Here is a 25892-nt window from a genome sequence, read left to right as displayed (position 1 = left end):
AAAAGAAAGGTCCAACATGAATTACATAAAATTAGCGACGGCTAAACGTATTGTTTTATTTATATATTTATTTGTAATCCAGTTTTGGAAAAACGCCAGTTTACAAACGAAAGTCTGTGAAAAAAATCTGGGGGGATAAAAACGAATGCGGAGACGAGTAAAGTAAACGGCCCATCCGTAATGAATGGGCCGCAAAAGAATATTACGCTACCGGACGAGCAATAATGCTGCGAGTTTCCATACGAACTTCGGCAATAGTGACGTCGATAACATCGGTTACCTTGTAAACCGTTTCACCTTTAATTTGCACGGTGCCATTTTCCTGACTGCAAACCAGTTCATCACGCACAGCGTGTAAGAAAGGCGCAGGAATAAAAGCGATAGCGCCATTATCAACCAGACGCACACGCATGCCGCCACGGCTGATATCGACAATTTCCGCCGCAAAACGGGTGTCGGTCCCGGCTTTGTCTTTCAGGAAGCGTGCGTATAACCAATCACCGACATCACGTTCCGCCATCCGGTTGAGACGACGACGCTCTGCCATTTGGACGGTGATTTCATCCTGCGGACGCGTCGCCGTTTCGCCTTTGATGACCGCTTTCAGCAGACGATGGTTGATCATGTCGCCATACTTACGGATTGGTGAGGTCCAGGTGGCATACGCTTCCAGGCCGAGGCCAAAGTGAGGGCCTGGTTCAATGCTGATTTCGGCAAAGGACTGGAAACGACGAATACGGCTGTCGAGGAAACCGGTCGGTTGCGCATCCAGTTCGCGACGCAGCTTGCAGAAACCATCCAGCGTGAGCACTTCTTCAGCATCGACATGCAGACCGTGCGTTTTTAGCAATGCTGCCAGCGCTTCAGCATTTGCCGGATCAAAGCCCATATGCACGTTATAGATGCCAAAACCGAGCTTATCGCGCAGTACGCGGGCCGCACAAATGTTAGCGGCGATCATCGCTTCTTCGACAATACGGTTGGCAATGCGACGAGGCTCGGCGACGATATCCAGCACTTCACCTTTTTCACCGAGAATAAAACGGTAATCCGGGCGATCTTTAAACACCAGTGCATGGTTATGGCGCCACTCACCGCGACGCTGACAAATTTGCGCCAGGAGGCGAATTTGCTCGGCAATTGCCTCATTTTCTGGCTGCCAGTCGCCGGTGTTTTCCAGCCAGTCGGAAACCTGGTCATAAACCAGTTTCGCTTTGGACTCGATGGTTGCGGCAAAGAACTCGATATTGTCTTCAATGGTGCCATCTGCGGAGAGCGTCATCCGACACGCCAGTACCGGGCGAACTTCATTGGCGCGCAGTGAGCAGAGATCGTCGGAAAGCTCACGCGGCAGCATTGGGATGTTGAAACCTGGCAGATAGTTGGTGAATGCACGAACTTTTGCCGCTTTGTCCAGTTTACTACCTTCTGCAATCCACGCGGTTGGATCGGCAATCGCCACGATCAGTTGCAGTTTGTCATCCGGGAGCGCCTTCGCGAAGAGGGCGTCATCCATATCTTCCGTGCTGGCGCTATCGATGGTGACAAAATCCAGTGCAGTCAGATCTTCGCGCACCAGACCTTCGTCGAGCATTTCAGTAGCAACGCCGTTCGGCGCTTCTTTTTCCAGGTTATGACGCGCCAGAGTTACCCACCACGGCACGAAGTGATCGTCGCCAAAAGTGATGTACTGCGTGAGTTCTGCATAGAAAGAACGATCGCCTTTCAATGGATGACGGCGCATTTCGGCAACTGCCCAGTCGCCTTCTTTGAATTCATGTGTCAGGCCACGGGCTGCGCGGCAAGGAATGGCATCTTTCAATAATGGATGATCAGGGACAATGGCCAGACGGTCATTCTTGCCCTGAACTTTACCCACGAAGCGGGTTAGAAAAGGTTCAACCAGTTCTTCTGGTTCGGCAGATTCACGATCTTTTTCGCTGTGGATGACTGCGATAATTCTGTCGCCATGCATCACTTTTTTCATTTGCGGCGGCGGAATGAAATAACTTTTCTGTGCATCGACTTCCAGGAAGCCAAAGCCTTTTTCAGTGGCTTTTACCACCCCTTCAGCGCGGGGCGTCTGGGAATGCAGTTGCTGTTTAAGCTGCGCTAGCAGCGGGTTGTCCTGAAACATAATTGTCTATTTTGGTGGCCATTAGAGCGGCTGACAGTTTTACGCGATTCTGTCTGACGCAGCAAGGTTAATATGCTTCACCCAACGCGATTTTTAAGCGATTGATCCAGCCACAAAGCCCGCTCCATACCAACAAATTAATAACCTGCGTTGATGATATTTCGTGTTCGAGTAATGGGCTGAACTGGGCGGCGCTAAAGCGATCGGGTGCTCGGGTCAGCCATTGTATCGCCTGAACGGTAGCGCGCTCAACACAATGGCTGTCAGCCCACCGATTAATTTCATTTTCGCCCTGACGTAGAATGAGGATTGCCTCTTTATATTCTGCTGTTGAATATGTTTGGCTGGCGAAGCAAGCGGCGCTGCCATTAATCCGCGCGGTTAACAACGTCGCAAGTTGATGGTTGGTTTTGGCGCTAACCAATGTGCTGGCGAATAGCTCCTCAAGGCGTGAAAGTAGAGCGGGGTGAAGATTGAGTATTTCGGTCAGTTGGCTGAGTTCAACCGACGAACTATTCACTGCATCTTCAGGTAATTTTTCTACGGCGTAGCAGGTACGCCAGCGAGTTGATTCATTCGCAAACAGTGATGCATCGGCGTAGTTTTGCATCTCCAGACCGGGTAGCCAACGAACGGGTTGCTCGAGATAAGCCTGCAATGTGGCAATCACTCGCGCCTGAAAACCGACAAAGCCAATAATTTGGTTAATGAACACACAGTCCCAGGCGGTAAGGCCGACATCTTTAAGATGCTCACGGGACCGACCGTCGATAATAGATGGAGAGAAGGCCAGTTGGCGGGCATATTGTGTGATTTGCGCCAGCCGATGATTACTTTCCCTAGAAGAATCCGGTCCGGGAAGTGGTGTCAGGCGCGCGGAATAGTAGTTGCACAACCGCTGGACGCCGCAGACCTGGGCAACAGTCAGGGCTGTAGACAGGCGTTCATAAGCGGTGAATGTCTGCAAGCGGGTCACGGCCAGCTGATCCGGGAACAACGCTCCGGCGAGTGCACGTGCGGGTGCCAGCCATGACTGAAAAGGGGCCAGCGTTTGTTCCTCAAGAATCACGTCGAGCAAAAAAGGGTCGTTGACCTTTGCGGCTTCGGGTACAAGTGGCAGAACGTTATGCTCTGAAGTGCTGGATTGGATTTCATGATACCAGTGGCTTTTGCCTGAACTATGGCGTTGTTCCATGGGCGCTCCTTGGTCATAACGGAAATCGTTATCCTGACGCAAGGCGGGAAGGGGAGAAAGACGGATCGGCGATAACAAATATCAGAAAGGTATAACAGAGAAAATGGGCGGCAGAACGCCGCCCATCTTGACCAACAGAACGATTATTTCAGTTCCAGTTCGTTCATTGCAGCGATGCTGAAACCGCCGTCAACGTGGACCACTTCACCGGAGATACCGGCAGAGAGATCGGAGCACAGGAACGCTGCGGAGTTACCCACATCTTCGATGGTAACGGTACGACGAATCGGCGTAACGGCTTCGCAGTGTGCCAGCATTTTACGGAAGTCTTTGATGCCGGAAGCGGCCAGCGTACGGATCGGACCTGCGGAAATGGCGTTAACACGCACACCTTCCGGCCCCATCGCGTTAGCCATATAGCGCACGTTAGCTTCCAGAGACGCTTTTGCCAGACCCATAACGTTGTAGTTCGGGATAGCGCGCTCAGCGCCCAGGTAGGAAAGGGTCAGCAGAGCAGAGCCCGGATTCAGCATGGAGCGGCAAGCTTTTGCCATTGCAACGAAGCTGTAGGAGCTAATGTCGTGGGCAATTTTGAAGCCTTCACGCGTTACGGCGTTAACATAGTCGCCATCCAGCTGATCGCCAGGTGCAAAACCAATAGAGTGTACGAAACCGTCAAATTTCGGCCAAACTTTACCCAGTTCAGCGAACATGGTGTCGATGCTGGCATCTTCGGCAACATCGCACTGCAGAACGATGTCAGAACCTAATTGAGCGGCAAATTCTTCTACGCGGCCTTTCAGTTTGTCGTTCTGGTAGGTGAATGCCAGTTCAGCTCCTTCGCGGTGCATCGCCTGAGCGATACCGTAGGCGATGGACAGTTTGCTGGCAACACCGGTTACCAGAATGCGCTTACCGGAAAGAAAACCCATAGCTTTAATCCTTATTGTTGATGCTTGTTGTGCCTGAAAATCAGGCGATTCGTCGTTTTAGTAAACAGTACGAACAGATAAACGGTTATTATAATCAACCTGGCTGTGGGTGGCTATAGTTGCGCTTTCTGTACCGGAGAGAATCAGCAGTCCAGAGCATTTTGCGACGCCTGCAAGGGGCCGATTGTGGAAATATCTTATAGCGTCTGGCTTTAAAACTATTCGTATTACTTCCGGTAAGTTTGATGATAAAACAGACGCGGATTTATCAGGTCCGGCGTTTGTTGTGTCATCGGCGATTAATAATCTGGCGCCAATCAGTCGCTGTCTTATCTCTGACAAATAGCCTCCAATTTAATATTGTCAACTATCTTCACAGAATCTCCACAATCTCTTCATTATCAGAATATACACCATGAATAAGATAAAAATACTTTCCCTCACTTTGGAGAAATGTATAATTGGCAAAAATGAGAATGATCGTTCTCACTAAGTGGAAGGACAGGAGACAGAAATGACCAGCAAGCTGGAGATACGTCACAAACAGCGTCAGGATGAAATCATCAACGCCGCCCGTCGGTGTTTTCGTCGCCACGGGTTTCATGCCGCCAGTATGTCGCAAATTGCCAGCGAAGCTCAACTTAGCGTGGGTCAGATATATCGTTACTTCGCCAATAAAGACGCCATTATTGAAGAGATGGTTCGCCGTATCATCGACTTTCGTATTGCCCAGATGGACATTGACGCGCGTACCGATCACTTCCCGGAAGTTCTTGCTTTGCGGAAATCCTTAAATGAGGACGACGACGCGTTGATGCTGGAAGTGGCTGCAGAAGCCACACGCAACCCACGGGTGATGGCGATGCTCGAGGAAGCTGACGCCAGAATGTTCGCTAACGGTTGTGCACATATGAAAAGAATGCATCCCCATCTTAGCGATGAGCACATTCGTTGCTGCGTTGAAGTGCTTGCCACCATGATGGAAGGTACGGTTTATCGTCGCTTAACACCGCAAAAAAGCGATCCCCAACGTCTGCAAAAAATATATCAGGACATTGTTAGTATGTTGATAAATTAATAAGAAAAGAATTAACCGATAGTGGGGGATATTAATCCCCCTTATTTCATTGCGAAATTCATTTCGCGATGCGGGTTCGTTATATCTGAATATCCCTGACATATCCTCATTAATTTTAATGGGGAGGGTATTGTTCACCCTGGAGAAAATAATGAAGTATATAGCAACGTCTGTAGTGGCAATGCTACTCTTATCTGGTTGTGATAATACGCAAAATAACAATTCATCCCCGTCGGAAACAGAAGTGGGCGTTGTTACGCTCAAATCTCAACCGGTTTCGGTAGTCAGTGAATTAACCGGACGCACCAGTGCGGCACTCAGTGCTGAAGTACGTCCGCAGGTTGGGGGAATTATCCAGAAACGCCTATTTACTGAAGGCGATTTAGTTAAGGCCGGACAACCATTGTACCAAATTGATGCGGCCAGTTATCGGGCGGCATGGAATGAAGCCCAGGCAGCATTACAACAGGCACAGGCACTGGTAAAAGCCGATTGCCAGAAAGCGCAGCGTTATGCCCGACTGGTGAAAGATAACGGTGTGTCACAACAGGATGCTGATGATGCTCAGTCTACCTGTGCACAAGATAAAGCCAGTGTTGAAGCGAAAAAAGCCGCACTGGAAACCGCGCGCATTAATCTTGACTGGACCACGGTAACCGCGCCGATTTCTGGGCGTATTGGCATTTCGTCGGTGACCCCTGGCGCACTGGTGACCGCATCGCAGGATACAGCGTTAACGACTATTCGTGGTCTGGATACAATGTATGTCGACCTCACTCGCTCCAGTGCCGATTTATTACGTCTGCGCAAACAGTCACTGGCGACCAACAGTGACACCATGAGCGTCTCACTTATTCTGGAAGATGGCACAACCTACAGCGAAAAAGGGCGTCTGGAACTCACCGAAGTCGCTGTGGATGAGTCTACCGGCTCGGTGACATTACGGGCGATTTTCCGCAATCCACAACAACAGTTATTACCAGGCATGTTTGTTCGAGCTCGTGTCGATGAAGGCGTGATGGAAGACGCTATTCTCGCGCCTCAACAGGGCGTCACGCGCGATGCTAAAGGCAATGCAACTGCGCTGGTGGTGAATAAAGACAATAAAGTAGAGCAGCGAACGCTCGAAACGGGAGAAACGTATGGTGATAAATGGCTGGTGCTGAACGGCCTGCATAACGGCGACCGACTGATTGTTGAAGGTTCCGCCAAAGTCACTTCAGGGCAGACCGTCAAGGCTGTTGAAGTTCAGGCTAATGGAGGCAACGCCTGATGTTTTCGCGCTTTTTTGTTCGCCGTCCGGTCTTTGCCTGGGTTATCGCCATTTTGATTATGTTGGCGGGTATTCTGGCCATTCGCACATTACCCGTCGCGCAATATCCTGACGTTGCGCCGCCGACCATTAAAATATCAGCCACTTATACCGGTGCTTCAGCCGAAACGCTGGAGAACAGCGTGACCCAGGTTATCGAACAGCAACTCACCGGGCTGGATAATTTGCTCTATTTCAGCTCAACCAGCAGCTCTGATGGTTCGGTCAGTATTAATGTGACCTTTGAACAAGGTACCGATCCCGACACTGCACAGGTTCAGGTGCAGAATAAAATTCAGCAGGCGGAGTCGCGCTTACCAAGCGAAGTGCAGCAAACCGGCGTCACAGTGGAAAAATCACAAAGCAACTTTTTGCTGATTGCTGCCGTGTATGACACCACTGACAAAGCCTCCAGTTCGGATATCGCCGACTGGTTGGTCAGTAACGTTCAGGACCCGCTGGCGCGCGTTGAAGGTGTGGGGAGTCTGCAAGTCTTTGGCGCAGAATACGCAATGCGCATCTGGCTCGACCCGGCCAAACTGGCGTCTTACTCGCTGATGCCTTCAGACGTGCAAAGTGCTATTGAAGCGCAAAACGTGCAGGTTACTGCCGGGAAAATAGGGGCTTTGCCCTCGCCGAATACTCAGCAACTGACGGCGACAGTACGTGCGCAGTCTCGTTTGCAGACGGTGGATCAGTTCAAAAATATTATCGTGAAAAGCCAGTCAGACGGCGCAGTTGTTCGCATAAAAGATGTGGCTCGCGTTGAGATGGGCAGTGAAGATTATACCGCGATCGGCAAACTTAACGGTCACCCGTCTGCCGGGGTTGCTGTAATGCTTTCGCCCGGCGCGAATGCGCTGAATACGGCGACGCTGGTCAAGGATAAGATTGCCGAATTTCAGCGGAACATGCCGCAGGGATACGACATCGCATACCCGAAAGACAGCACTGAATTCATTAAAATCTCCGTAGAGGACGTAATTCAGACACTGTTTGAAGCCATCGTACTGGTGGTTTGCGTGATGTATTTATTCCTGCAAAACCTGCGCGCCACGCTGATTCCGGCGTTAGCTGTCCCCGTCGTTTTGCTGGGCACATTCGGCGTTCTTGCGTTGTTTGGCTATTCAATTAATACCCTGACGTTGTTTGCAATGGTGCTGGCGATCGGCTTGTTGGTGGACGATGCCATTGTGGTGGTGGAGAACGTCGAACGCATTATGCGTGACGAAGGGTTGCCCGCGCGTGAAGCCACGGAAAAATCAATGGGCGAGATTTCTGGCGCACTGGTTGCTATTGCGCTGGTGTTGTCAGCCGTATTCCTGCCGATGGCCTTCTTTGGGGGATCTACGGGAGTAATTTATCGTCAGTTTTCGATAACCATTATCTCCGCAATGCTGCTTTCCGTGGTGGTGGCATTGACCTTGACTCCCGCGCTGTGCGGTTCCGTCCTCCAGCATGTTCCGCCGCATAAAAAAGGCTTTTTCGGCGCATTTAACCGCTTTTACCGCCGTACTGAAGATAAATATCAGCGAGGCGTAATTTATGTCCTGCGCCGTGCTGCCCGAACGATGGGTGTTTATATCGTGCTGGGTGGCGGAATGGCCCTGATGATGTGGAAACTGCCGGGCAGTTTCTTACCCACTGAAGACCAGGGTGAAATCATGGTGCAGTACACGCTGCCAGCTGGGGCGACCGCGGCTCGTACAGCAGAAGTGAATCGCCAGATTGTTGACTGGTTCCTGATTAACGAGAAAGCGAATACCGATGTCATCTTTACCGTGGATGGTTTCAGTTTTAGCGGCAGCGGACAGAATACCGGGATGGCGTTTGTCTCGTTGAAAAACTGGTCACAACGTAAAGGGGCAGAAAATACCGCCCAGGCTATCGCCTTACGGGCAACCAAAGAGTTGGGGGCAATTCGTGATGCTACGGTATTTGCCATGACGCCGCCTGCAGTTGATGGTCTGGGGCATAGCAATGGCTTTACGTTTGAATTAATGGCAAGTGGTGCGACTGACCGCGAAACCTTGCTTAAAATGCGTAATCAGTTGATTGAGCAGGCTAATCAAAGCCCTGAGCTGATTTCTGTACGTGCCAATGACCTGCCGCAAATGCCGCAATTGCAGGTAGATATCGATAACAATAAAGCCGTATCGCTGGGGTTGAGCTTAAGTGATGTCACCGACACGCTGGCAAGCGCGTGGGGCGGTACTTATGTGAATGACTTTATTGACCGTGGTCGTGTGAAGAAAGTCTACATTCAGGGCGACAGTGAATTTCGTTCTGCGCCGTCAGATTTAGGAAAATGGTTTGTGCGCGGTAGCGATAACGCCATGACACCGTTCTCTGCTTTTGCCACTACGCGTTGGATCTATGGCCCGGAAAAACTGGTGCGCTACAACGGTTCTGCGGCCTATGAAATTCAGGGCGAAAACGCGACTGGCTTTAGTTCCGGCGATGCAATGACAAAAATGGAGGAACTGGCAAACAGTCTTCCTGCGGGAACGACCTGGGCCTGGAGTGGTTTGTCATTGCAGGAGAAACTGGCCAGTGGTCAGGCATTAAGTCTGTATGCAGTTTCTATTCTGGTGGTTTTCCTCTGTCTTGCAGCCCTGTACGAAAGCTGGTCAGTCCCGTTCTCGGTCATTCTGGTGATCCCTCTGGGGCTTCTTGGCGCGGCGCTGGCGGCCTGGATGCGTGATTTAAACAACGATGTTTACTTCCAGGTGGCGCTATTAACCACTATCGGCTTGTCGTCGAAAAACGCCATTCTGATTGTTGAATTTGCTGAAGCGGCAGTTGCTGAGGGCCATTCCCTGAGTCGGGCGGCATTACGCGCGGCGCAGACTCGTTTACGTCCAATCATCATGACCTCGCTGGCGTTTATTGCGGGGGTAATGCCGCTGGCGATGGCGACCGGCGCAGGTGCGAACAGCCGTATCGCCATTGGTACGGGCATTATTGGCGGTACGCTGACCGCTACGTTGCTGGCTATTTTCTTTGTTCCTCTGTTTTTTGTACTGGTGAAACGTTTGTTTGCCGGTAAACCGCGCCGTCAGGAGTAAGTTATGTTGCGTCGTTCTCTTATTTTTCTGGTGCTGTTGAGTGCGGGATGTGTCTCGCTCGATCCTCACTACAGCACGCCTGAATCCCCAATCCCGGCGACCTTGCCGGGAGCACAGGGCCAGGGAAAGGCAATCAGCCATGACTGGCAGCAGGTGATCCACGATCCCCGATTGCAGCAGGTGGTGACCATTGCTCTGAACAGTAACCGCGATGTGCAAAAAGCGATAGCTGATATTGACTCCGCACGGGCGCTCTATGGGCAAACTAATGCGTCGTTATTCCCGACGGTGAATGCGGCCTTAAGTTCGACCCGCAGTCGTTCGCTGACGAATGGTACGGGAACCACTGCCGAGGCTGACGGCACGGTGTCCAGTTTTACGTTAGATCTGTTTGGTCGTAATCAGAGTTTATCTCGGGCGGCGCGGGAAACCTGGCTTGCCAGTGAATTTACAGCCCAGAACACCCGTTTAACGCTGATTGCTGAAATCAGCACTGCCTGGCTGACCCTGGCGGCTGATAACAGCAATCTGGCCCTGGCAAAAGAAACGATGGCCAGTGCAGAAAACTCATTGAAAATTATCCAGCGCCAGCAACAGGTTGGCACGGCGGCAGCGACAGATGTCAGTGAGGCGATGAGTGTTTATCAGCAAGCGCGCGCCAGCGTTGCCAGCTATCAGACACAAGTGATGCAGGATAAAAATGCGCTGAACTTACTGGCAGGTACAACGCTTGCGGAAAATCTGCTACCGGGAACACTGGAAAGCCTGCCGGAACAGATGATAAGCCTGGTTCCTGCGGGAGTGTCATCTGACGTTCTGCTGCGTCGCCCGGATATCCAGGAAGCGGAACATAATCTGAAGAGCGCCAATGCTGATATTGGCGCCGCGCGGGCTAACTTTTTCCCGACGATTTCGCTGACTGCCAGCGCTGGTGTTGGCAGTGACGCATTGTCATCGCTGTTCAGCCACGGAATGCAGGTCTGGTCATTTGCGCCATCGGTCACATTACCGCTGTTCACCGGCGGTAGTAATCTGGCGCAGCTTCGTTACGCAGAAGCACAAAAGCGCGGGCTCATTGCCACCTATGAGAAAACCGTTCAGAGCGCATTTAAAGATGTCGCTAACGCACTGGCGCGGCGGACCACGCTTGAAGAGCAACTGGATGCACAGCGCCAGTATGTTAAAGCTGAACAACAAACGGTCGATGTTGGCTTGCGTCGCTATCAGGCGGGTGTTGGTGATTACCTGACCGTGTTGACGGCACAGCGCAGCTTGTGGAGCGCACAGCAGGAGCTGCTGGCATTGCAACTGACTGATTTTACGAACCGAATCACGCTCTGGCAGTCGCTGGGCGGCGGCATGTCATCACTCAAGTAAGGAATAGTATGGCTAGAGTCTCTCTTTCATGGGCGTTGATTCTTGGTCTTTTAGCCGGTATCGGCCCGATGTGTACCGATCTTTATTTGCCTGCTTTGCCGGAGATGTCTGAGCAACTGGCGGCAACCACGACCATAACGCAATTAACGCTGACTGCATCACTGATCGGTCTTGGCGTCGGACAACTGTTATTTGGCCCTCTGAGCGACAAAATAGGGCGTAAACGTCCGTTAATCTTGTCGTTGCTATTATTTATTGTTTCTTCCATTTTGTGCGCGACAACGAACAATATTTACTGGCTGGTGGTCTGGCGTTTTATTCAAGGGATCGCGGGGGCAGGTGGTTCGGTGCTCTCTCGTTCTATTGCTCGTGACAAATATCAGGGAGTAACGCTGACCCAGTTCTTTGCGCTGTTAATGACGGTGAATGGCCTGGCACCGGTGTTGTCGCCAGTGCTGGGTGGTTATATTGTCAGCACGTTTGACTGGCGCACTTTATTCTGGGTGATGGCTGAAATTAGCACCGTACTGTTGCTGGGCTGCCTGTTATTTATCAATGAGACATTGCCAGAAAATAAAAGGGGCTCATCATTGCTATTAACCGGACGAAGCGTGGTGCAGAACCGCCGTTTTACGCGCCTTTGCCTGATTCAAAGTTTTATGCTGGCAGGCTTGTTTGCGTACATCGGCTCTTCGTCGTTCGTGTTGCAGAAGGAATTTGGCTTTAGTCCAATGCAATTTAGCCTGGTGTTTGGCCTTAACGGCATCGGGCTTATCATTGCTTCATGGATCTTCTCGCGCCTGGCGCGACGGATTAACGCGATGACATTGCTGAGAGGTGGCCTGATAGCGGCAATTTTGTGTGCATTGCTCACAGTCTTATGCGCATGGATACAATTGCCCATTCCGGCACTGGTGGCATTATTTTTCACCATCGCATTTTGTAGCGGCATCGGCACTGTTGGCGGGGCAGAGGCTATGAGTGCAGTAGGGACGCAAGAATCTGGAACGGCGTCTGCGTTGATGGGGATGAGCATGTTTGTCTTCGGCGGTATAGCCGCGCCATTGTCGGGGCTTGGCGGAGAAACACTGTTAAAAATGAGCCTGGCAATTACGGTATGTTATACGCTGGCATTGCTGGTTGCTCTCACCAGAATCGACAATCAAAAGTAATGAATACCTCATTCTGACGGGGATTTCCCCTGTCAGAATGAGGTACCGAATACTAACGATCTTTACGCCACGCATCCGCCGTCAATGCTTCGCCAAAGTGGCCGGAAATTAGCCGTTTGGTGAGTTCGTGCAGCGGCGATGCCAACACATCCGCGGTGCTACCGCGTTCGACAACTTCTCCCTGATGCATCACCAAAACCTGGTCGCTGATGTGCTTCATCATTCCGATATGCTGGGTAACATAAATATAAGAAATACCCTGTTTCTCTTGTAGCTCCAGCATCAGGTTAATTAGCTGCGAGCGCATCGACATATCCAGCGAGGCGAGGGCTTCATCGGCAATAATCACTTTTGGGCGCAATATCAGCGCGCGCGCCAGACCAAGACGCTGTTTTTGCCCGGGGGCCAACATATGCGGATAGTAACTGACGTGATCCGGCAGCAGCCCGACCATACGCATTGTTTCAATAATCTGTTTGCGGCGCTGTTCCGGTTCCAGGTCGGTGTTCAAACGCAGTGGAAAATCAAGGATCTGCGAAATACGTTGACGGGGATTCAATGAAGTCGACGGATCCTGAAATATCATGCGAATACGCTGGCTTCGGAAGGAATAATCGCCAAAATGCAGAGGATGATCGTCAATCAATAACTCGCCGCTGGTTGGCTCAATCATTCCTGCCAGCATCTTTGCCAGCGTCGATTTACCGGAACCGTTCTCACCAATAATCGCCAGTGTCTGGCGTTCACGCAGCGTAAAGCTCAATGGTTTTACCGCTTCGACTGTCTGACGGCGAAACCAGCCGGTCCTGTAGCGGAACGTTTTGCTTAAATTACGCACTTCGAGCAGAGTTTCTATCATCTCACTCTTTCTCCATGTTCAGCGGGAAATGACAGGCATAGAGATGATTTTTCGCTCCCGTCAGACGCGGCGTTACAATGCATTCTCGTTGTGCATAAGGGCAACGCGGTCCCAGACGACAACCAATCGGTAATTGTTCCAGCAGTGGGATTGCGCCCGGCAGGGTATTGAGGCGGCTTTTATGCGGCATCGCACTGCCAAAGTCCGGTATCGCGCGTATCAGCGCCTGGGTGTAAGGATGATGCGGCATTGTCACCAGCTCCTTACTTGGCGCGGATTCCACTGTCTGGCCACAATAAAGCACGTTAATTTTATCCGCCCATTGGCTAAGCATTTGTAAGTCATGACTGATAAGCAAAATAGTGGTGTTGCTGTTTTGGTTGAGACGCGTCAACAGGCGGAAAATTTGCGCCTGCGTTGTTGGCTCCATCGAGTTGGTCGGTTCGTCGGCAATCAGCAGACGCGGTTGATTCGCCAGTGCGATGGCAATCATCACTTTCTGGCATTCACCTTCGGTCAACTCGTACGGGAAACTGCGCATCGCATCTTTATGATCTTTAATCCCCACGCGGTGTAGCAACTCAATGGCGCGACGTTTGCGCCAGCCAAAACGCTGCCACCAACGGCCTTTATAGGTCCAGGCCGGGATGTTCTGCATCAACTGGCGACCCACACGTTCTGAAGGGTCAAGACACGATTGCGGTTCCTGAAAGATCATCGACACGTTGTGTCCAACCAGTTTGCGCCGTTCGCGTGCGGAGAGACGCAGCAAATCGATATCATCAAAACGCATTCGGTCAGCGGTAACACGCCAGTTATCTTTATTCACCCCACAAATCGCTTTCGCAATCAAACTTTTGCCGGAGCCGGATTCGCCAACAAGACCGCGAATCTCGCCTTCGGTTAAGGTCATACTCACGCGGTCGACGGCTTTAACCCACTCATCACCGGTTTTAAATTCAATGGTCAGGTTACGAATATCCAATAATGGCATTATTCCACCCCCGCAATAATCGCACGACGAACGCCATCGCCAAGGAGGTTAACCAACAACACGCTAATCATAATTGCCGCGCCAGGAAGCATTACGGTCCACGGGGCGACATAAATCAGTTCCAGCGCGTCACCAAGCATCGCGCCCCATTCAGGCGAGGGGAGTTGCGCGCCGAGGTCAAGAAAGCCCAGCGCGGCGATATCGAGAATTGCCATCGACAATGCGCGAGTGATCTCGGTGACCAGTCCGGCGGTGATGTTAGGCATCACCGCAAACCAGAGAATATTCAGCGTCGTTGCGCCATCCAGACGGGCGGCGATAACGTACTCTTTTTCCAGTTCGTCATGCACCATGCTGTAAATCGAACGTACCATACGCGGCAGCAGTGCCAACCAGACGGCAAACATGGCGTGCGATAAACTCGGTCCGGCAAATGCTACTACGATGATCGCCAACAGCAGGGACGGAATCGCCAGCAAAGTATCCAGAATATGGTTTAGCACCGCTGACCGCAGACCGTGCGTTGCCCCGGCGAAGGTGCCAAGTACCAGACCACAAATCGTCGCGGCGAGCGTCACCACAAATGCGCCCCCGACGGTAGGTGCTGCGCCACTCAATAAACGGCTTAAAACGTCGCGTCCCAGGTCGTCGGTCCCAAGGAAGAACGAGACTTCGCCATAGCGTGACCATGACGGCGGCAACAATTGATAACCAAGAAATTGCTGGTCGATGCCGTAAGGCGCAAACCAGCTACCAAAAATACACAGCACCGCCAGCCCCGCGCAGCCGTACAGGCCGACCATCGCAGCGGCGTCTCCATAGAATTTGCGCCAGGCAGTACGCAGCGTGCCCGGCGGGCGCTTCTCGCTGTATACGCTATCGTAAGGCATACCATTCCTTATGTTTCAGAGGGTTAGCCATGGCACCCAAAATATCAGATATCACGTTAATAATAATGACCAATGAACCGCACACCATCACTCCGGCGGAAATGGCTGCGTAATCCTGCTGGCGGATGGCGTTAATTAACCAGCGCCCTAAACCCGGCCAGCTAAAAACCATTTCGGTGATCATCGCCAGCGTCAGCATGGTGGAAAACTGCAAGCCCAGGCGAGGAATAACCGGAGGTAACGCGTTATGCAGCACGTGGCGACGCAAAATAGTAAAGCGCGACAAACCGCGAGTCGCCGCCGCTTTCACATAGTTTTGGTCATAGACTTCGATGGTGCTGATACGCATCAATCGGATCACTTCAGTTGTTGGCGCAACCGACAGGGTAATCACCGGTAGCACCATATGGCGAAGTGCGCTCATGATCATTTCGTCCCGCCACGGTGAGTCCGAAAGCCAGGCATCAATTAACGCAAAGCCGGTAATTGGTTTCACTTCATAGAGCAGATCGAAACGCCCTGAAACGGGCAGCCAACCTAGCGTGAGGGAACAAAACAGCGTCAACAGAAGCGCCAGCCAGAACACCGGGATGGAAAAGCCCAGCAAGGCGATGGCGTTGATCAAGTTATCCTGCCACTTATGGCGTGTAATCCCGGCAATCATGCCCACCGGGATCCCGACAATCAGCGCAAAACCGAAAGCGAGGATGCACAACTCCATCGTTGCCGGAAAGACTTCTTTTAACTGTTCGGCAATAGGCTGGCCGTTAATGCTGGAAACACCAAAATCCCAGTGGATCAGGCCATTAAACCAGAACACCCAGGCATTCCACAGTGAAGCGCCTTGTAACGGCGCGTGTGGCGTGAAATAGCTCAAACTGAAGCCAACAAAGGTCAGCAGGAATAAGGTGACGATTAATAACAAAATACGACGTAAGGTGAAGATAATCATGGTTTTTTCACCTCTTCTTGCTTCTCGCGATACACCCCCGCGAAGGAGGCGTTACCGAACGGGCTCAGTACCAGACCTTTAATATCGTAACGGTAGGCCTGCAAGCGCAGTGATGAGGCCAGCGGCAGAATGGGCAGTTCCTGCGCCAGAATGCTTTGCGCTTCATCATAGGCTTCAATACGCGCCGCCAGTTGCTGCGAGGAGAGGGCATTACGCAACACGCTGTCGAATTTCGGATCGCACCAGTGGGCAAGGTTGGTTTGCGAGTGAATAGCCGCGCAGCTCAGTAACGGACGGAAGAAACTGTCCGGGTCGTTACTGTCCGTCGCCCAACCAGATAACGTCAGATCATGGCTCATATCCATCAATCGCGCCTCCTGAAAACGACCTTCTACCGGCACAATCACCACTTTCACGCCAACCTGCGCCATATCCGCCTGAATCAGTTCGGCGGTTTTCAGCGGACTGGGGTTCCATGCCTGCGATCGTGTCGGTACCCACAGTTTCAGCGTTAAGTTTTCCAGCCCCAACGCTTTCAGTTGTTCGCGCGATTTCGCTGGGTTGTATTCAGTAATTTTAGCCTCGTTGTCATAAGCCCACGAGGCGCGCGGTAAAATAGAGGCCGCAGTTTCAGCCGTACCATAATAGATGGATTGCATCAGGCGCTGGTTATTGATAGCCAGTGCCAGCGCATGGCGGACAGCTGGATTATTTAGCGGCGGTTTGGCGGTGTTAAATGCCAGATAGGCGACGTTCATCCCCGGGCGCAGCGTTAAACGCAAACGCGGGTCGTCGCGCAAAATGGATAACTGGCTGGCGGCAGGCCAGGCCAGAACGTCGCATTCACCGGTCAGGAGTTTCGACAATCGTCCGGTACCGCCGGAGCCTAAATCCACCACCACCTGCGGCATCAACGGTTTGCCACGCCAGAACTCATCATGACGTTGTAAGCGAATATATTGCCCGGCGCGGTATTCCGACAATTGATACGGCCCGGTACCGACCGGTTGACGGTCGAGTTGTTCCTGGCGATCTTCTTTCTCTAATTTCTGGGCGTATTCTGCAGACATTACCGACGCATAGTGGGTCGCCAGGTGCCATAAGAAGGATGCATCCGGCTGGGCGAGACGGAACTCAACGGTGTGATTATCCAGCTTGCGGACACTTTTAACGTTATCGGCAAATTGCAGACTGTCGAAATAGGGGAAGTTACTGCCGTTGACGTTATGCCACGGGTTATTGCGGTCAAAAATCCGTTGGAAGGTAAACACCACATCATCGGCATTCATTTTGCGAGTGGGAGTAAACCAGGCGGTTTTTTGAAACGGGACATCGCGACGCAGGTGGAAGCGATATGTCGCGCCGTTGTCGAGCACTTCCCAGCTTTCGGCAAGTTCCGGCATCAGGCGATAGGTATACGGATCGACATCCAGCAGTCGATCATAAAACTGGGCGGCAAGGGTATCGACAATTAACCCACTGCTCGCTTTGGATGGGTTAAAGGTGTTGACTTGCCCGCTGACGCAATAGACAAAACCGCTGTCGCGGATATCAGCATGCGGGGGGGATTCAGGCGCGGCTATTGCCTGACCACTCACAAGTCCAGCAATCACCAAAAGAGACGATAATACCTGGCGCATAATATTAAGGGATTTTATGTAAAGAGGCTATCTTACTAATATTTAATGACATTTGCCATTACCGTTTGTGTTCAGGGGTCGTAATGAGGGCCGTGTGGTTGGTCGTTGAACAGGTGGCGTCGCCATCTGTTCAACATTCGTACCCGTGATTTCTCTATAACTATAACTCACAGAACAACTTAGCGAAGAGCAGAGCGGTACGATCGTGAGAAACCCATTAAAGCAGGCTGCAGTGCATGTCATTTTTAGCCGGATGCGGCGTGAACGCTTTATCCGGGCAACGATACTGACCGAGCGTCTGCAATTAAATAATTATTCATTACCCCATTGATTCAAAAACTCTGCGATTTCATCAATGCGCGCGGGATTAATCCCCGCTTCAGCGGCCATGTCATGCTGGGCTTCTTCGCTGATCTCTTCATTGTTCATCAAACGGGTGAGTAGTAACTGGAAGTAATGGGCCAGCGGTGTGCGTTCTGCGTCTGCGACAGGTTCTGCGCATTCAGTTGCGTATTCATCGGCAATATCGAAATATTTTAATGGGATATCGTGGTTCATTGTTTGCCCCTGGAGTTAATGCGCTAAGCATAAGGGCGGATGATAGCACTCGTGATCCGGGTCATACATCTTTTTATAGTTAATGGCGCGGCGCATTACCCTCAGGCAGGATAATGCGCCGTGCATCCTGGATATTACGTTTCGCTCACCGGCGTTCTGTCACCCTCATACAACGGCACTTTGCGATAGCGGCGGATCAAATACCACAAATATGCGCCGCCTAACGAAGCCCATACCAGACCCAGCGTCAGCGAGGTGGCTTCGAGGTTAATCCACAGCACGCCCACCGTCAGCGCGCCAACCAGCGGCATTAATAAATAGTGGAAGTGTTCCTTCCAGCTTTTATTCATTCCTTTGCGCCGCCAGAAGTGGTTGAACACCGACAGGTTAACAAAGGTAAACGCTACCAACGCGCCGAAGTTAATTAACGCTGTGGCGGTAACTAAATCGAAGAACAGCGCCGACATCGCGACAATTCCGACCATAATGACGTTCAGTGCCGGAGTCCGCCATTTCGGATGCACATAGCCAAACACGCGCTCCGGAAACACATTGTCACGCCCCATCACATACAACAGACGCGACACGCTGGCGTGTGATGCCAGGCCAGACGCTAACGTGTTCACAAACGTAGTGCAGAGGAAAATCGACTGGAACAGCTTGCCGCCGACGTACAGCGCAATTTCAGGCAGTGCGGCGTCCGGGTCTTTAAAGCGGCTGATATCGGGGAAGAACAGCTGCATAAAGAACGACGCCGCGATAAAGATAACGCCACCGTAGACCGCCGTCAGGAAGATGGCTTTCGGGATCACGCGTGCGGCGTCTGGCGTCTCTTCCGAAAGTGTGGTCACTGCATCGAAACCGAGGAACGAGAAACAGACGATCGTCGCCCCGGTAATAATCGGGATCAGGTGCGCGTTCTCGCTGATAAACGGCTGAAGTGACCAGACGGTGCCAACGCCTTCTCCTTTATGCAGTCCCTGAACCACCAGGAAGATAAACACCACCATGATGGAGATTTGCACCAGCACAAACAGGGTATTGAAGTTGGCGACCAGGTTGACGCTCTTCAGGTTCGCGGCAGTTAAGATGGCGACGAACGTCACCACCCACACCCACGGTGGCACTTCCGGGAAGAGGGCGGAGAGATAGATCTTCGCCAACAAGACGTTGATCATCGGCAAAAAGAGGTAATCCAGCAGCGATGACCAGCCGACCATAAAACCGACGTGCGGGTTAATCGACTTTTGCGCGTAGGTATAGGCCGAACCGGCCTCCGGGAACTGGCGAACCAGTTTGCCGTAGCTGATAGCGGTAAACAGCACGCCCGCCAGCGCCAGCAAATAAGATGCCGGAACGTGACCGTCGCTAATACCGGAAACGATGCCAAACGTATCGAACACGGTCATTGGCGTGAGATAGGCCAGACCCATCATCACCACCTGCCACAACTTCAGTGATTTTCGCAGACGGGTTTTGCCAGGTTGCGCAGCAATATTCAGTGGTGAATTAATAGCCATAATTGCTGCCTCCCCTGCGTAATAAGGTTTGAGGTCGTGTCGACCTGAAATCAAACCTTTTTAGCAAGGGAAGCAAAGGGGGCGGAGTCCAGTCAGTCGCAGGGAGGGCGCACACGCAGCCTCCCTCGCCATGCGGGGATTTAATCATCGGCATCATCTCATTTCCTCGTCACAGTCTTAATCGTTAACGGAAGCCCGTTGCCGCCTGCGCTCCATAACGCGACATCCGGGAAATGTCTGGATTACCAGCAAATGTCAGGCCTGGCTCCGCTCAGGCCGATGAAACAACCCCGCAAGGGGTACTATGCGTTTTTCAACATCCACTCAATTTCTGTTTCTGTGATGAGGCGCTCAAACTGCAACAACTCATCATTTTTACAGGCGTGATACACATGGCAAAAACGCTCGCCTAAATAGCGGCGCAAATGATCGTTCTCGATAAACTCCCACAGGGCATCGCTCTGGCGAATCGGGAAGGGTAAGCCTTCCTGCTCCAGCCCGTTGCCTTCTACTTCTTCCTGCAACGGCAGTTCGTTATCAAGGCCATGCAAAATACCGGCAAAAATCGCCGCCATCACCAGGTACGGGTTGGCATCGGCACCCGCCACGCGATACTCCACGCGGTGATTATGACGATCGCCGCACGGAATACGCAGGGCGACGGTGCGGTTGTTATGGCCCCACGACGCCTGCGTTGGCACATACATGCCTGGCTGGAAGCGGCGATAGGAATTCACGTTCGGCGCCAGCAACGCCATTGATGACGGCATCAGGTCGATCATCCCGGCGAGCATCTTTTTCAGCAGCGGCGAATCTTCGCCTTCTGCGTCAGAAAGCACGTTCTCGCCACGATTATTTTGCATACTGATATGGATATGCATCCCGCTGCCCGCGTGCTCTTCATACGGCTTCGCCATAAAAGTGGCGTGCATCTTATGCTTTTCTGCCATCAGGCGCACCAGGCGTTTTAGTGCCAGCGCATCATCGCAGGCTTCCAGCACGTTATCGGTATGGTAAAGGTTGATTTCAAACTGGCCCGGCGAGGCTTCGGCGACCGCACCGTCGGCGGGAATTAACTGTAACTGCGCCAGTTCATCAATATCATTGAGCACATCGGCGAAGTGGTTGAGGTTATCAACGGAGTAAACCTGGCTTTGTGTATTGCGGTCATCGGTGCCGGGCGCGCAGGGCGGTTGCAGATACCCTTCAGCGTCGCGCTGGCGATCCAGTAAATAGAACTCCAGCTCTACCGCTACAACCGGGAACAATCCGCGCTGGCGTAGCTGCTGCCACAGGCGGTTAAGTACGTTCCGCGGCTCAACGTCAAAGGGAGCGCCATCTTCATCGACCATGGTCAGGAGTATCTGACCGATAAACTCTGGATCGGCGGCAGAAGGGGTTAAGGTACCGAGTATTGGCACACAAGTACGATCTGGTTCACCCATTTCCTGACCCAGGCCCGCTTCTTCTACGACATTGCCCAGAATATCCATTGCAAACACCGAAGCCGGAAAATAACACCCTTTCTCCAGCTTCTTCAGACTTGAAACAGGAATGCGTTTCCCACGGAAACAACCATTCAAATCGGTAAGTAAAACATCAACATATTGCGTATTCGGGTAGCGCTCCAGGTAGCGTTTCACTTCCTGCGTAAAGGCGCTACCCCGCCTCTCTTCTGACTGCTGAACAAAGTTCTCTACTTCAACGATATTGGTTTCCATGATTCTTCGCCTTTGGTTTGTTTTCCGCTCGTTAGCAAAGCGTAAAATATAATGACCACTATTCGAATCTGTATGCAAACTAAATGTTTGTCAAATGTTAAATTGAGTTTGCAAAAATGAAAACCCACTGCTAGATTGAAAAAATATTGAACATAAAGGTCATTTAAACCGCAGTAATGGCGATAATTTAGTCCACTTTGTGAGATTGAGCATGGAAAATATAATGAACAATCCGGTTATCGGTGTCGTAATGTGCAGGAACAGGCTTAAGGGTCATACGACCCAGACTCTGCAAGAAAAGTACCTGAATGCCATCATCCACGCGGGCGGTTTGCCGATTGCGCTGCCACATGCGCTGGCGGAACCGTCATTACTTGAAGAACTGCTGCCTAAACTCGATGGCATTTATCTTCCAGGTAGCCCCAGCAATGTGCAGCCGCACCTATATGGTGAAAACGGCGATGAGCCTGACGCCGATCCCGGGCGTGATCTTCTGAGCATGGCGTTAATTAATGCCGCACTCGAAAGGCGCATCCCCATTTTCGCCATCTGCCGGGGGTTACAGGAACTGGTGGTAGCAACAGGTGGTTCGTTGCATCGCAAACTGTGCGAACAGCCTGAATTGCTGGAACATCGTGAAGATCCCGAACTGCCGGTGGAGCAGCAATATGCGCCGTCGCACGAAGTTCAGGTTGAAGAGGGGGGATTACTGTCTGCATTGTTACCTGAATGTAGCAGCTTTTGGGTAAACTCTCTGCATGGACAAGGGGCGAAGGTCGTTAGCCCGCAGTTGCGTGTTGAAGCTCGCTCACCGGATGGCCTGGTTGAGGCGGTGAGCGTCATCAATCATCCTTTCGCGCTGGGCGTACAGTGGCACCCGGAATGGAACAGTAGCGAGTACGCGCTTTCGCGTATATTGTTCGAGGGCTTTATCACCGCTTGTCAGAACCATATCGCTGAAAAACAGCGACTCTGACCACTACAGTTAAGGAAATGCAAATATGAGTGATGAGGGACTGGCGCCAGGAAAACGCTTGTCAGAAATCCGCCAGCAGCAGGGGCTTTCACAACGTCGTGCCGCCGAACTCTCCGGGCTGACTCACAGTGCTATCAGTACGATAGAACAAGATAAAGTCAGTCCTGCCATCAGTACGCTGCAAAAGCTGCTGAAGGTGTATGGTCTGTCACTCTCGGAATTCTTTTCCGAGCCGGAAAAACCTGATGAACCGCAGGTCGTCATTAATCAGGACGACTTAATTGAAATGGGCAGTCAGGGTGTGTCGATGAAGCTGGTGCATAACGGTAACCCGAATCGCACGCTGGCGATGATCTTTGAAACGTACCAGCCGGGCACAACCACTGGGGAAAGAATCAAGCATCAGGGTGAGGAAATAGGCACTGTACTGGAAGGTGAAATTGTTCTGACGATTAATGGTCAGGATTATCACCTCGTCGCGGGGCAAAGTTATGCCATTAATACCGGCATCCCGCACAGTTTCAGTAATACGTCGGCAGGCATTTGCCGAATTATCAGCGCCCATACGCCCACCACGTTTTAATCTTTTTGTTCTGTAAGCCGGGTAAGCGCAATGCGCCCGGCAATCCATAAAGAATGTCGCCAGAAATAAACGGGCATGCGGCCCGGGGATCTCTGCGCCCTGACGTTCACAAACTGCATATATCTGATAGACGTGAAACAGGAGTCATAATGAATTTTCATCATCTGGCTTACTGGCAGGATAAAGCGTTAAGTCTCGCCATTGAAACCCGCTTATTTATTAACGGTGAATATACTGCTGCGGCGGAAAATGAAACCTTTGAAACCGTTGATCCGGTTACCCAGGCTCCGCTGGCGGATATTGCGCGCGGCAAGAGCGTCGATATCGACCGTGCGGTGAGCGCTGCACGCGGCGTATTTGAACGCGGCGACTGGTCACTCTCTTCTCCGGCTAAACGTAAAGCGGTACTGAATAAACTCGCCGATTTAATGGAAGGCCACGCCGAAGAGCTGGCACTGCTGGAAACTCTCGACACCGGCAAACCGATTCGTCACAGCCTTCGTGATGATATTCCCGGCGCGGCGCGCGCCATTCGCTGGTACGCCGAGGCAATCGACAAAGTGTATGGCGAAGTGGCGACCACCAGTAGCCATGAGCTGGCGATGATCGTGCGTGAACCGGTCGGCGTGATTGCCGCCATTGTACCGTGGAACTTTCCGCTGTTGCTGACCTGCTGGAAACTCGGCCCGGCGCTGGCGGCGGGGAACAGCGTTGTCCTGAAACCGTCTGAAAAATCACCGCTTAGCGCGATTCGTCTCGCCGGGCTGGCGAAAGAAGCGGGTCTGCCGGATGGCGTGCTGAATGTGGTGGCTGGGTTTGGTCATGAAGCGGGGCAGGCGCTGTCGCGTCATAACGATATCGATGTTATCGCCTTTACCGGATCGACCCGTACCGGGAAACAGCTGCTGAAAGATGCGGGCGACAGCAACATGAAACGCGTCTGGCTGGAAGCGGGCGGCAAAAGCGCCAACATCGTTTTCGCCGACTGCCCGGATCTGCAAAAAGCGGCGAGCGCGACAGCCGCAGGTATCTTCTACAACCAGGGCCAGGTGTGCATCGCCGGAACGCGTTTGTTGCTGGAAGAGAGCATCGCCGATGAATTCTTAGCCCTGTTAAAACAGCAGGCGCAAAACTGGCAGCCGGGCCATCCGCTTGATCCCGCGACCACCATGGGCACCTTAATCGACTGCGCTCACGCCGACTCGGTGCATAGTTTTATTCGGGAAGGCGAAGGTAAAGGGCAACTGCTGCTGGATGGTCGTAATGCCGAACTGGCTGCGGCCATCGGCCCGACCATCTTTGTGGATGTGGACCCGAATGCGTCCTTAAGTCGCGAAGAGATTTTCGGCCCGGTGCTGGTGGTTACGCGTTTCACATCAGAAGACCAGGCGCTACAGCTTGCCAACGACAGCCAGTACGGGCTCGGCGCGGCGGTGTGGACGCGCGATCTCTCCCGCGCGCATCGCATGAGCCGCCGCCTGAAAGCCGGTTCCGTCTTCGTCAATAACTACAACGACGGCGATATGACCGTGCCGTTTGGCGGCTATAAGCAGAGCGGCAACGGTCGCGACAAATCCCTGCATGCCCTTGAAAAATTCACCGAACTGAAAACCATCTGGATAAGCCTGGAGGCCTGAAATGACCGAACATACCAGTAGTTATTACGCCGCCAGTGCGAATAAATATGCGCCTTTCGACACGCTGAATGAGTCAATCACCTGTGATGTTTGCGTGGTTGGCGGCGGCTATACCGGGCTTTCCTCCGCGCTGCATCTGGCAGAAGCGGGCTTTGACGTGGTGGTTCTCGAAGCCTCACGCATCGGCTTCGGCGCCAGCGGACGCAACGGCGGGCAGCTTGTAAACTCCTACAGCCGCGACATCGACGTTATCGAAAAAAGCTATGGCATGGACACTGCCCGTATGCTCGGCAGCATGATGTTTGAAGGCGGCGAGATCATTCGCGAGCGCATCAAACGTTATCAGATTGACTGCGACTACCGCCCCGGCGGCCTGTTTGTGGCGATGAATGATAAACAGCTCGCGACTCTGGAAGAGCAGAAAGAGAACTGGGAACGCTACGGCAATAAACAGCTGGAGCTGCTGGATGCCAACGCCATTCGTCGTGAAGTCGCCAGCGATCGCTACACCGGCGCGCTGCTGGATCACAGCGGCGGGCATATTCACCCCCTGAACCTCGCCATTGGTGAAGCCGATGCCATTCGTCTCAACGGTGGGCGTGTGTATGAGCTTTCTGCGGTGACGCAGATCCAGCACACTACGCCCGCCGTGGTGCGCACTGCCAAAGGCCAGGTGACGGCGAAGTATGTGATTGTCGCCGGGAATGCGTACCTGGGCGATAAAGTGGAGCCGGAACTGGCGAAACGCAGTATGCCGTGCGGCACGCAGGTGATCACTACCGAACGGCTTTCCGATGAGTTAGCCCGTTCGCTGATCCCGAAAAACTACTGTGTGGAAGACTGTAACTATCTGCTTGATTACTACCGTCTTACCGCCGACAACCGCCTGCTGTACGGCGGCGGCGTGGTCTACGGCGCGCGCGACCCGGATGACGTTGAGCGTCTTGTGGTGCCGAAACTGCTGAAAACCTTCCCGCAGCTGAAGGGCGTGAAAATTGATTACCGCTGGACGGGCAACTTCCTGCTGACCCTGTCGCGTATGCCGCAGTTTGGTCGCCTCGATACCAACATCTATTACATGCAGGGCTACAGCGGCCACGGTGTGACCTGTACCCATCTCGCCGGGCGTTTGATTGCCGAACTGCTGCGCGGCGACGCCGAGCGTTTCGACGCCTTCGCCAATCTGCCGCATTATCCGTTCCCCGGCGGGCGTACGCTTCGCGTGCCGTTTACCGCGATGGGCGCGGCTTATTACAGCCTGCGCGATCGTCTGGGCGTTTAATTTCCGATT

22 protein-coding genes are annotated in these 25892 nt (G+C 52.4%); 10 read left to right on the top strand and 12 right to left on the bottom strand.

From position 1 onward, the window contains the following. Positions 1 to 16: 16 nt before the first annotated feature. Complete coding sequence (locus D9741_RS10410; RefSeq protein ID WP_130208829.1) at positions 17 to 139, top strand: hypothetical protein; 123 nt, start codon at positions 17 to 19, stop codon at positions 137 to 139. A 63-nt stretch (positions 140 to 202) separates the two neighbouring features. Here the strand turns inward: D9741_RS10410 and D9741_RS10405 are convergent, their stop codons facing one another. The 3 genes from D9741_RS10405 to fabI form a co-directional block, all read right to left on the bottom strand. Continuing rightward, positions 203 to 2137 (bottom strand): exoribonuclease II, encoded by a 1935-nt coding sequence (locus tag D9741_RS10405; RefSeq protein WP_130216062.1) that lies wholly within the window; start codon positions 2135 to 2137, stop codon positions 203 to 205. Between the two features lie 67 nt (positions 2138 to 2204). Next, positions 2205 to 3332: a CMD domain-containing protein gene (locus D9741_RS10400; RefSeq protein ID WP_130216064.1), complete on the bottom strand. Its 1128-nt coding sequence runs from the start codon at positions 3330 to 3332 to the stop codon at positions 2205 to 2207. A 143-nt stretch (positions 3333 to 3475) separates the two neighbouring features. Further along, on the bottom strand, positions 3476 to 4264 hold the full coding sequence (gene fabI / locus D9741_RS10395) for an enoyl-ACP reductase FabI (RefSeq protein WP_000506490.1): 789 nt from the start codon (positions 4262 to 4264) through the stop codon (positions 3476 to 3478). 514 nt (positions 4265 to 4778) lie between these two features. Between fabI and D9741_RS10385 the strand changes: the two genes are divergently transcribed. From D9741_RS10385 to D9741_RS10365, 5 genes are all read left to right on the top strand, one after another. Then, positions 4779 to 5342 carry a TetR/AcrR family transcriptional regulator gene (locus tag D9741_RS10385; protein WP_130216068.1) on the top strand — a complete coding sequence of 188 codons (564 nt, stop codon included), beginning with the start codon at positions 4779 to 4781 and terminating at the stop codon, positions 5340 to 5342. A 151-nt stretch (positions 5343 to 5493) separates the two neighbouring features. Beyond that, positions 5494 to 6615 (top strand): efflux RND transporter periplasmic adaptor subunit, encoded by a 1122-nt coding sequence (locus D9741_RS10380; protein ID WP_130216070.1) that lies wholly within the window; start codon positions 5494 to 5496, stop codon positions 6613 to 6615. Further along, positions 6615 to 9722 carry an efflux RND transporter permease subunit gene (locus D9741_RS10375; protein ID WP_165383446.1) on the top strand — a complete coding sequence of 1036 codons (3108 nt, stop codon included), beginning with the start codon at positions 6615 to 6617 and terminating at the stop codon, positions 9720 to 9722. Before D9741_RS10380 ends, D9741_RS10375 begins: the two co-directional genes overlap by 1 nt. Positions 9723 to 9725: 3 nt before the next feature. Next, a complete protein-coding gene (locus D9741_RS10370; RefSeq protein ID WP_130216072.1) occupies positions 9726 to 11099 on the top strand; it encodes a TolC family protein in 1374 nt (457 codons plus the stop codon). Positions 11100 to 11107: 8 nt separating this feature from the next. Further along, the gene (locus D9741_RS10365; RefSeq protein WP_130216074.1) at positions 11108 to 12271 is read left to right on the top strand and encodes a multidrug effflux MFS transporter; all 1164 of its coding nucleotides are present in this window, start codon (positions 11108 to 11110) and stop codon (positions 12269 to 12271) included. Positions 12272 to 12323: 52 nt separating this feature from the next. Here the strand turns inward: D9741_RS10365 and sapF are convergent, their stop codons facing one another. The 9 genes from sapF to puuA all read right to left on the bottom strand — a co-directional run bounded on the left by sapF (position 12324) and on the right by puuA (position 21405). Then, positions 12324 to 13130 (bottom strand): peptide ABC transporter ATP-binding protein SapF, encoded by an 807-nt coding sequence (gene sapF, locus D9741_RS10360; protein ID WP_000573415.1) that lies wholly within the window; start codon positions 13128 to 13130, stop codon positions 12324 to 12326. 1 nt (position 13131) lies between these two features. Further along, the gene (sapD, locus tag D9741_RS10355; RefSeq protein ID WP_001128856.1) at positions 13132 to 14124 is read right to left on the bottom strand and encodes a peptide ABC transporter ATP-binding protein SapD; all 993 of its coding nucleotides are present in this window, start codon (positions 14122 to 14124) and stop codon (positions 13132 to 13134) included. Further along, entirely contained in the window at positions 14124 to 15014 is an 891-nt protein-coding gene (gene sapC, locus D9741_RS10350; RefSeq protein WP_130208813.1) for a peptide ABC transporter permease SapC, read from the bottom strand. The genes sapD and sapC overlap by 1 nt, the downstream gene beginning before the upstream one ends. Continuing rightward, the gene (gene sapB, locus D9741_RS10345) at positions 15001 to 15966 is read right to left on the bottom strand and encodes a putrescine export ABC transporter permease SapB (protein ID WP_064527260.1); all 966 of its coding nucleotides are present in this window, start codon (positions 15964 to 15966) and stop codon (positions 15001 to 15003) included. Before sapB ends, sapC begins: the two co-directional genes overlap by 14 nt. Beyond that, positions 15963 to 17606: an ABC transporter substrate-binding protein SapA gene (gene sapA, locus D9741_RS10340; protein WP_130208811.1), complete on the bottom strand. Its 1644-nt coding sequence runs from the start codon at positions 17604 to 17606 to the stop codon at positions 15963 to 15965. The genes sapB and sapA overlap by 4 nt, the downstream gene beginning before the upstream one ends. 312 nt (positions 17607 to 17918) lie before the next feature. After that, positions 17919 to 18164, bottom strand: a complete 246-nt coding sequence (locus D9741_RS10335) for a YmjA family protein (RefSeq protein ID WP_130208809.1) — start codon at positions 18162 to 18164, stop codon at positions 17919 to 17921. A gap of 134 nt (positions 18165 to 18298) precedes the next feature. Continuing rightward, on the bottom strand, positions 18299 to 19684 hold the full coding sequence (gene puuP, locus D9741_RS10330; protein WP_000996861.1) for a putrescine/proton symporter PuuP: 1386 nt from the start codon (positions 19682 to 19684) through the stop codon (positions 18299 to 18301). After that, positions 19674 to 19838 (bottom strand): hypothetical protein, encoded by a 165-nt coding sequence (locus tag D9741_RS10325; protein WP_130216151.1) that lies wholly within the window; start codon positions 19836 to 19838, stop codon positions 19674 to 19676. The genes puuP and D9741_RS10325 overlap by 11 nt, the downstream gene beginning before the upstream one ends. A gap of 148 nt (positions 19839 to 19986) precedes the next feature. Then, positions 19987 to 21405 (bottom strand): glutamate-putrescine ligase, encoded by a 1419-nt coding sequence (puuA, locus tag D9741_RS10320; RefSeq protein ID WP_130216076.1) that lies wholly within the window; start codon positions 21403 to 21405, stop codon positions 19987 to 19989. Between the two features lie 211 nt (positions 21406 to 21616). Between puuA and puuD the strand changes: the two genes are divergently transcribed. From puuD to puuB, 4 genes are all read left to right on the top strand, one after another. Then, positions 21617 to 22381, top strand: coding sequence for a gamma-glutamyl-gamma-aminobutyrate hydrolase (gene puuD, locus D9741_RS10315; RefSeq protein WP_130216078.1), 765 nt, complete (start codon positions 21617 to 21619; stop codon positions 22379 to 22381). Between the two features lie 25 nt (positions 22382 to 22406). Next, positions 22407 to 22964 (top strand): HTH-type transcriptional regulator PuuR, encoded by a 558-nt coding sequence (gene puuR / locus D9741_RS10310; RefSeq protein WP_001278727.1) that lies wholly within the window; start codon positions 22407 to 22409, stop codon positions 22962 to 22964. A 149-nt stretch (positions 22965 to 23113) separates the two neighbouring features. Further along, positions 23114 to 24601 (top strand): aldehyde dehydrogenase PuuC, encoded by a 1488-nt coding sequence (gene puuC / locus D9741_RS10305; RefSeq protein WP_130216080.1) that lies wholly within the window; start codon positions 23114 to 23116, stop codon positions 24599 to 24601. A gap of 1 nt (position 24602) precedes the next feature. Further along, complete coding sequence (gene puuB, locus D9741_RS10300) at positions 24603 to 25883, top strand: gamma-glutamylputrescine oxidase (protein WP_130216082.1); 1281 nt, start codon at positions 24603 to 24605, stop codon at positions 25881 to 25883. The last annotated feature ends 9 nt before the right edge of the window (positions 25884 to 25892 follow it).

It is taken from the genome of Escherichia sp. E14V7 (genome assembly GCF_004212225.1).
Lineage (GTDB): Bacteria > Pseudomonadota > Gammaproteobacteria > Enterobacterales > Enterobacteriaceae > Escherichia.
Note: the sequence above shows the minus strand (reverse complement) of the source record. Positions and strands in the feature narration are given on the sequence as shown.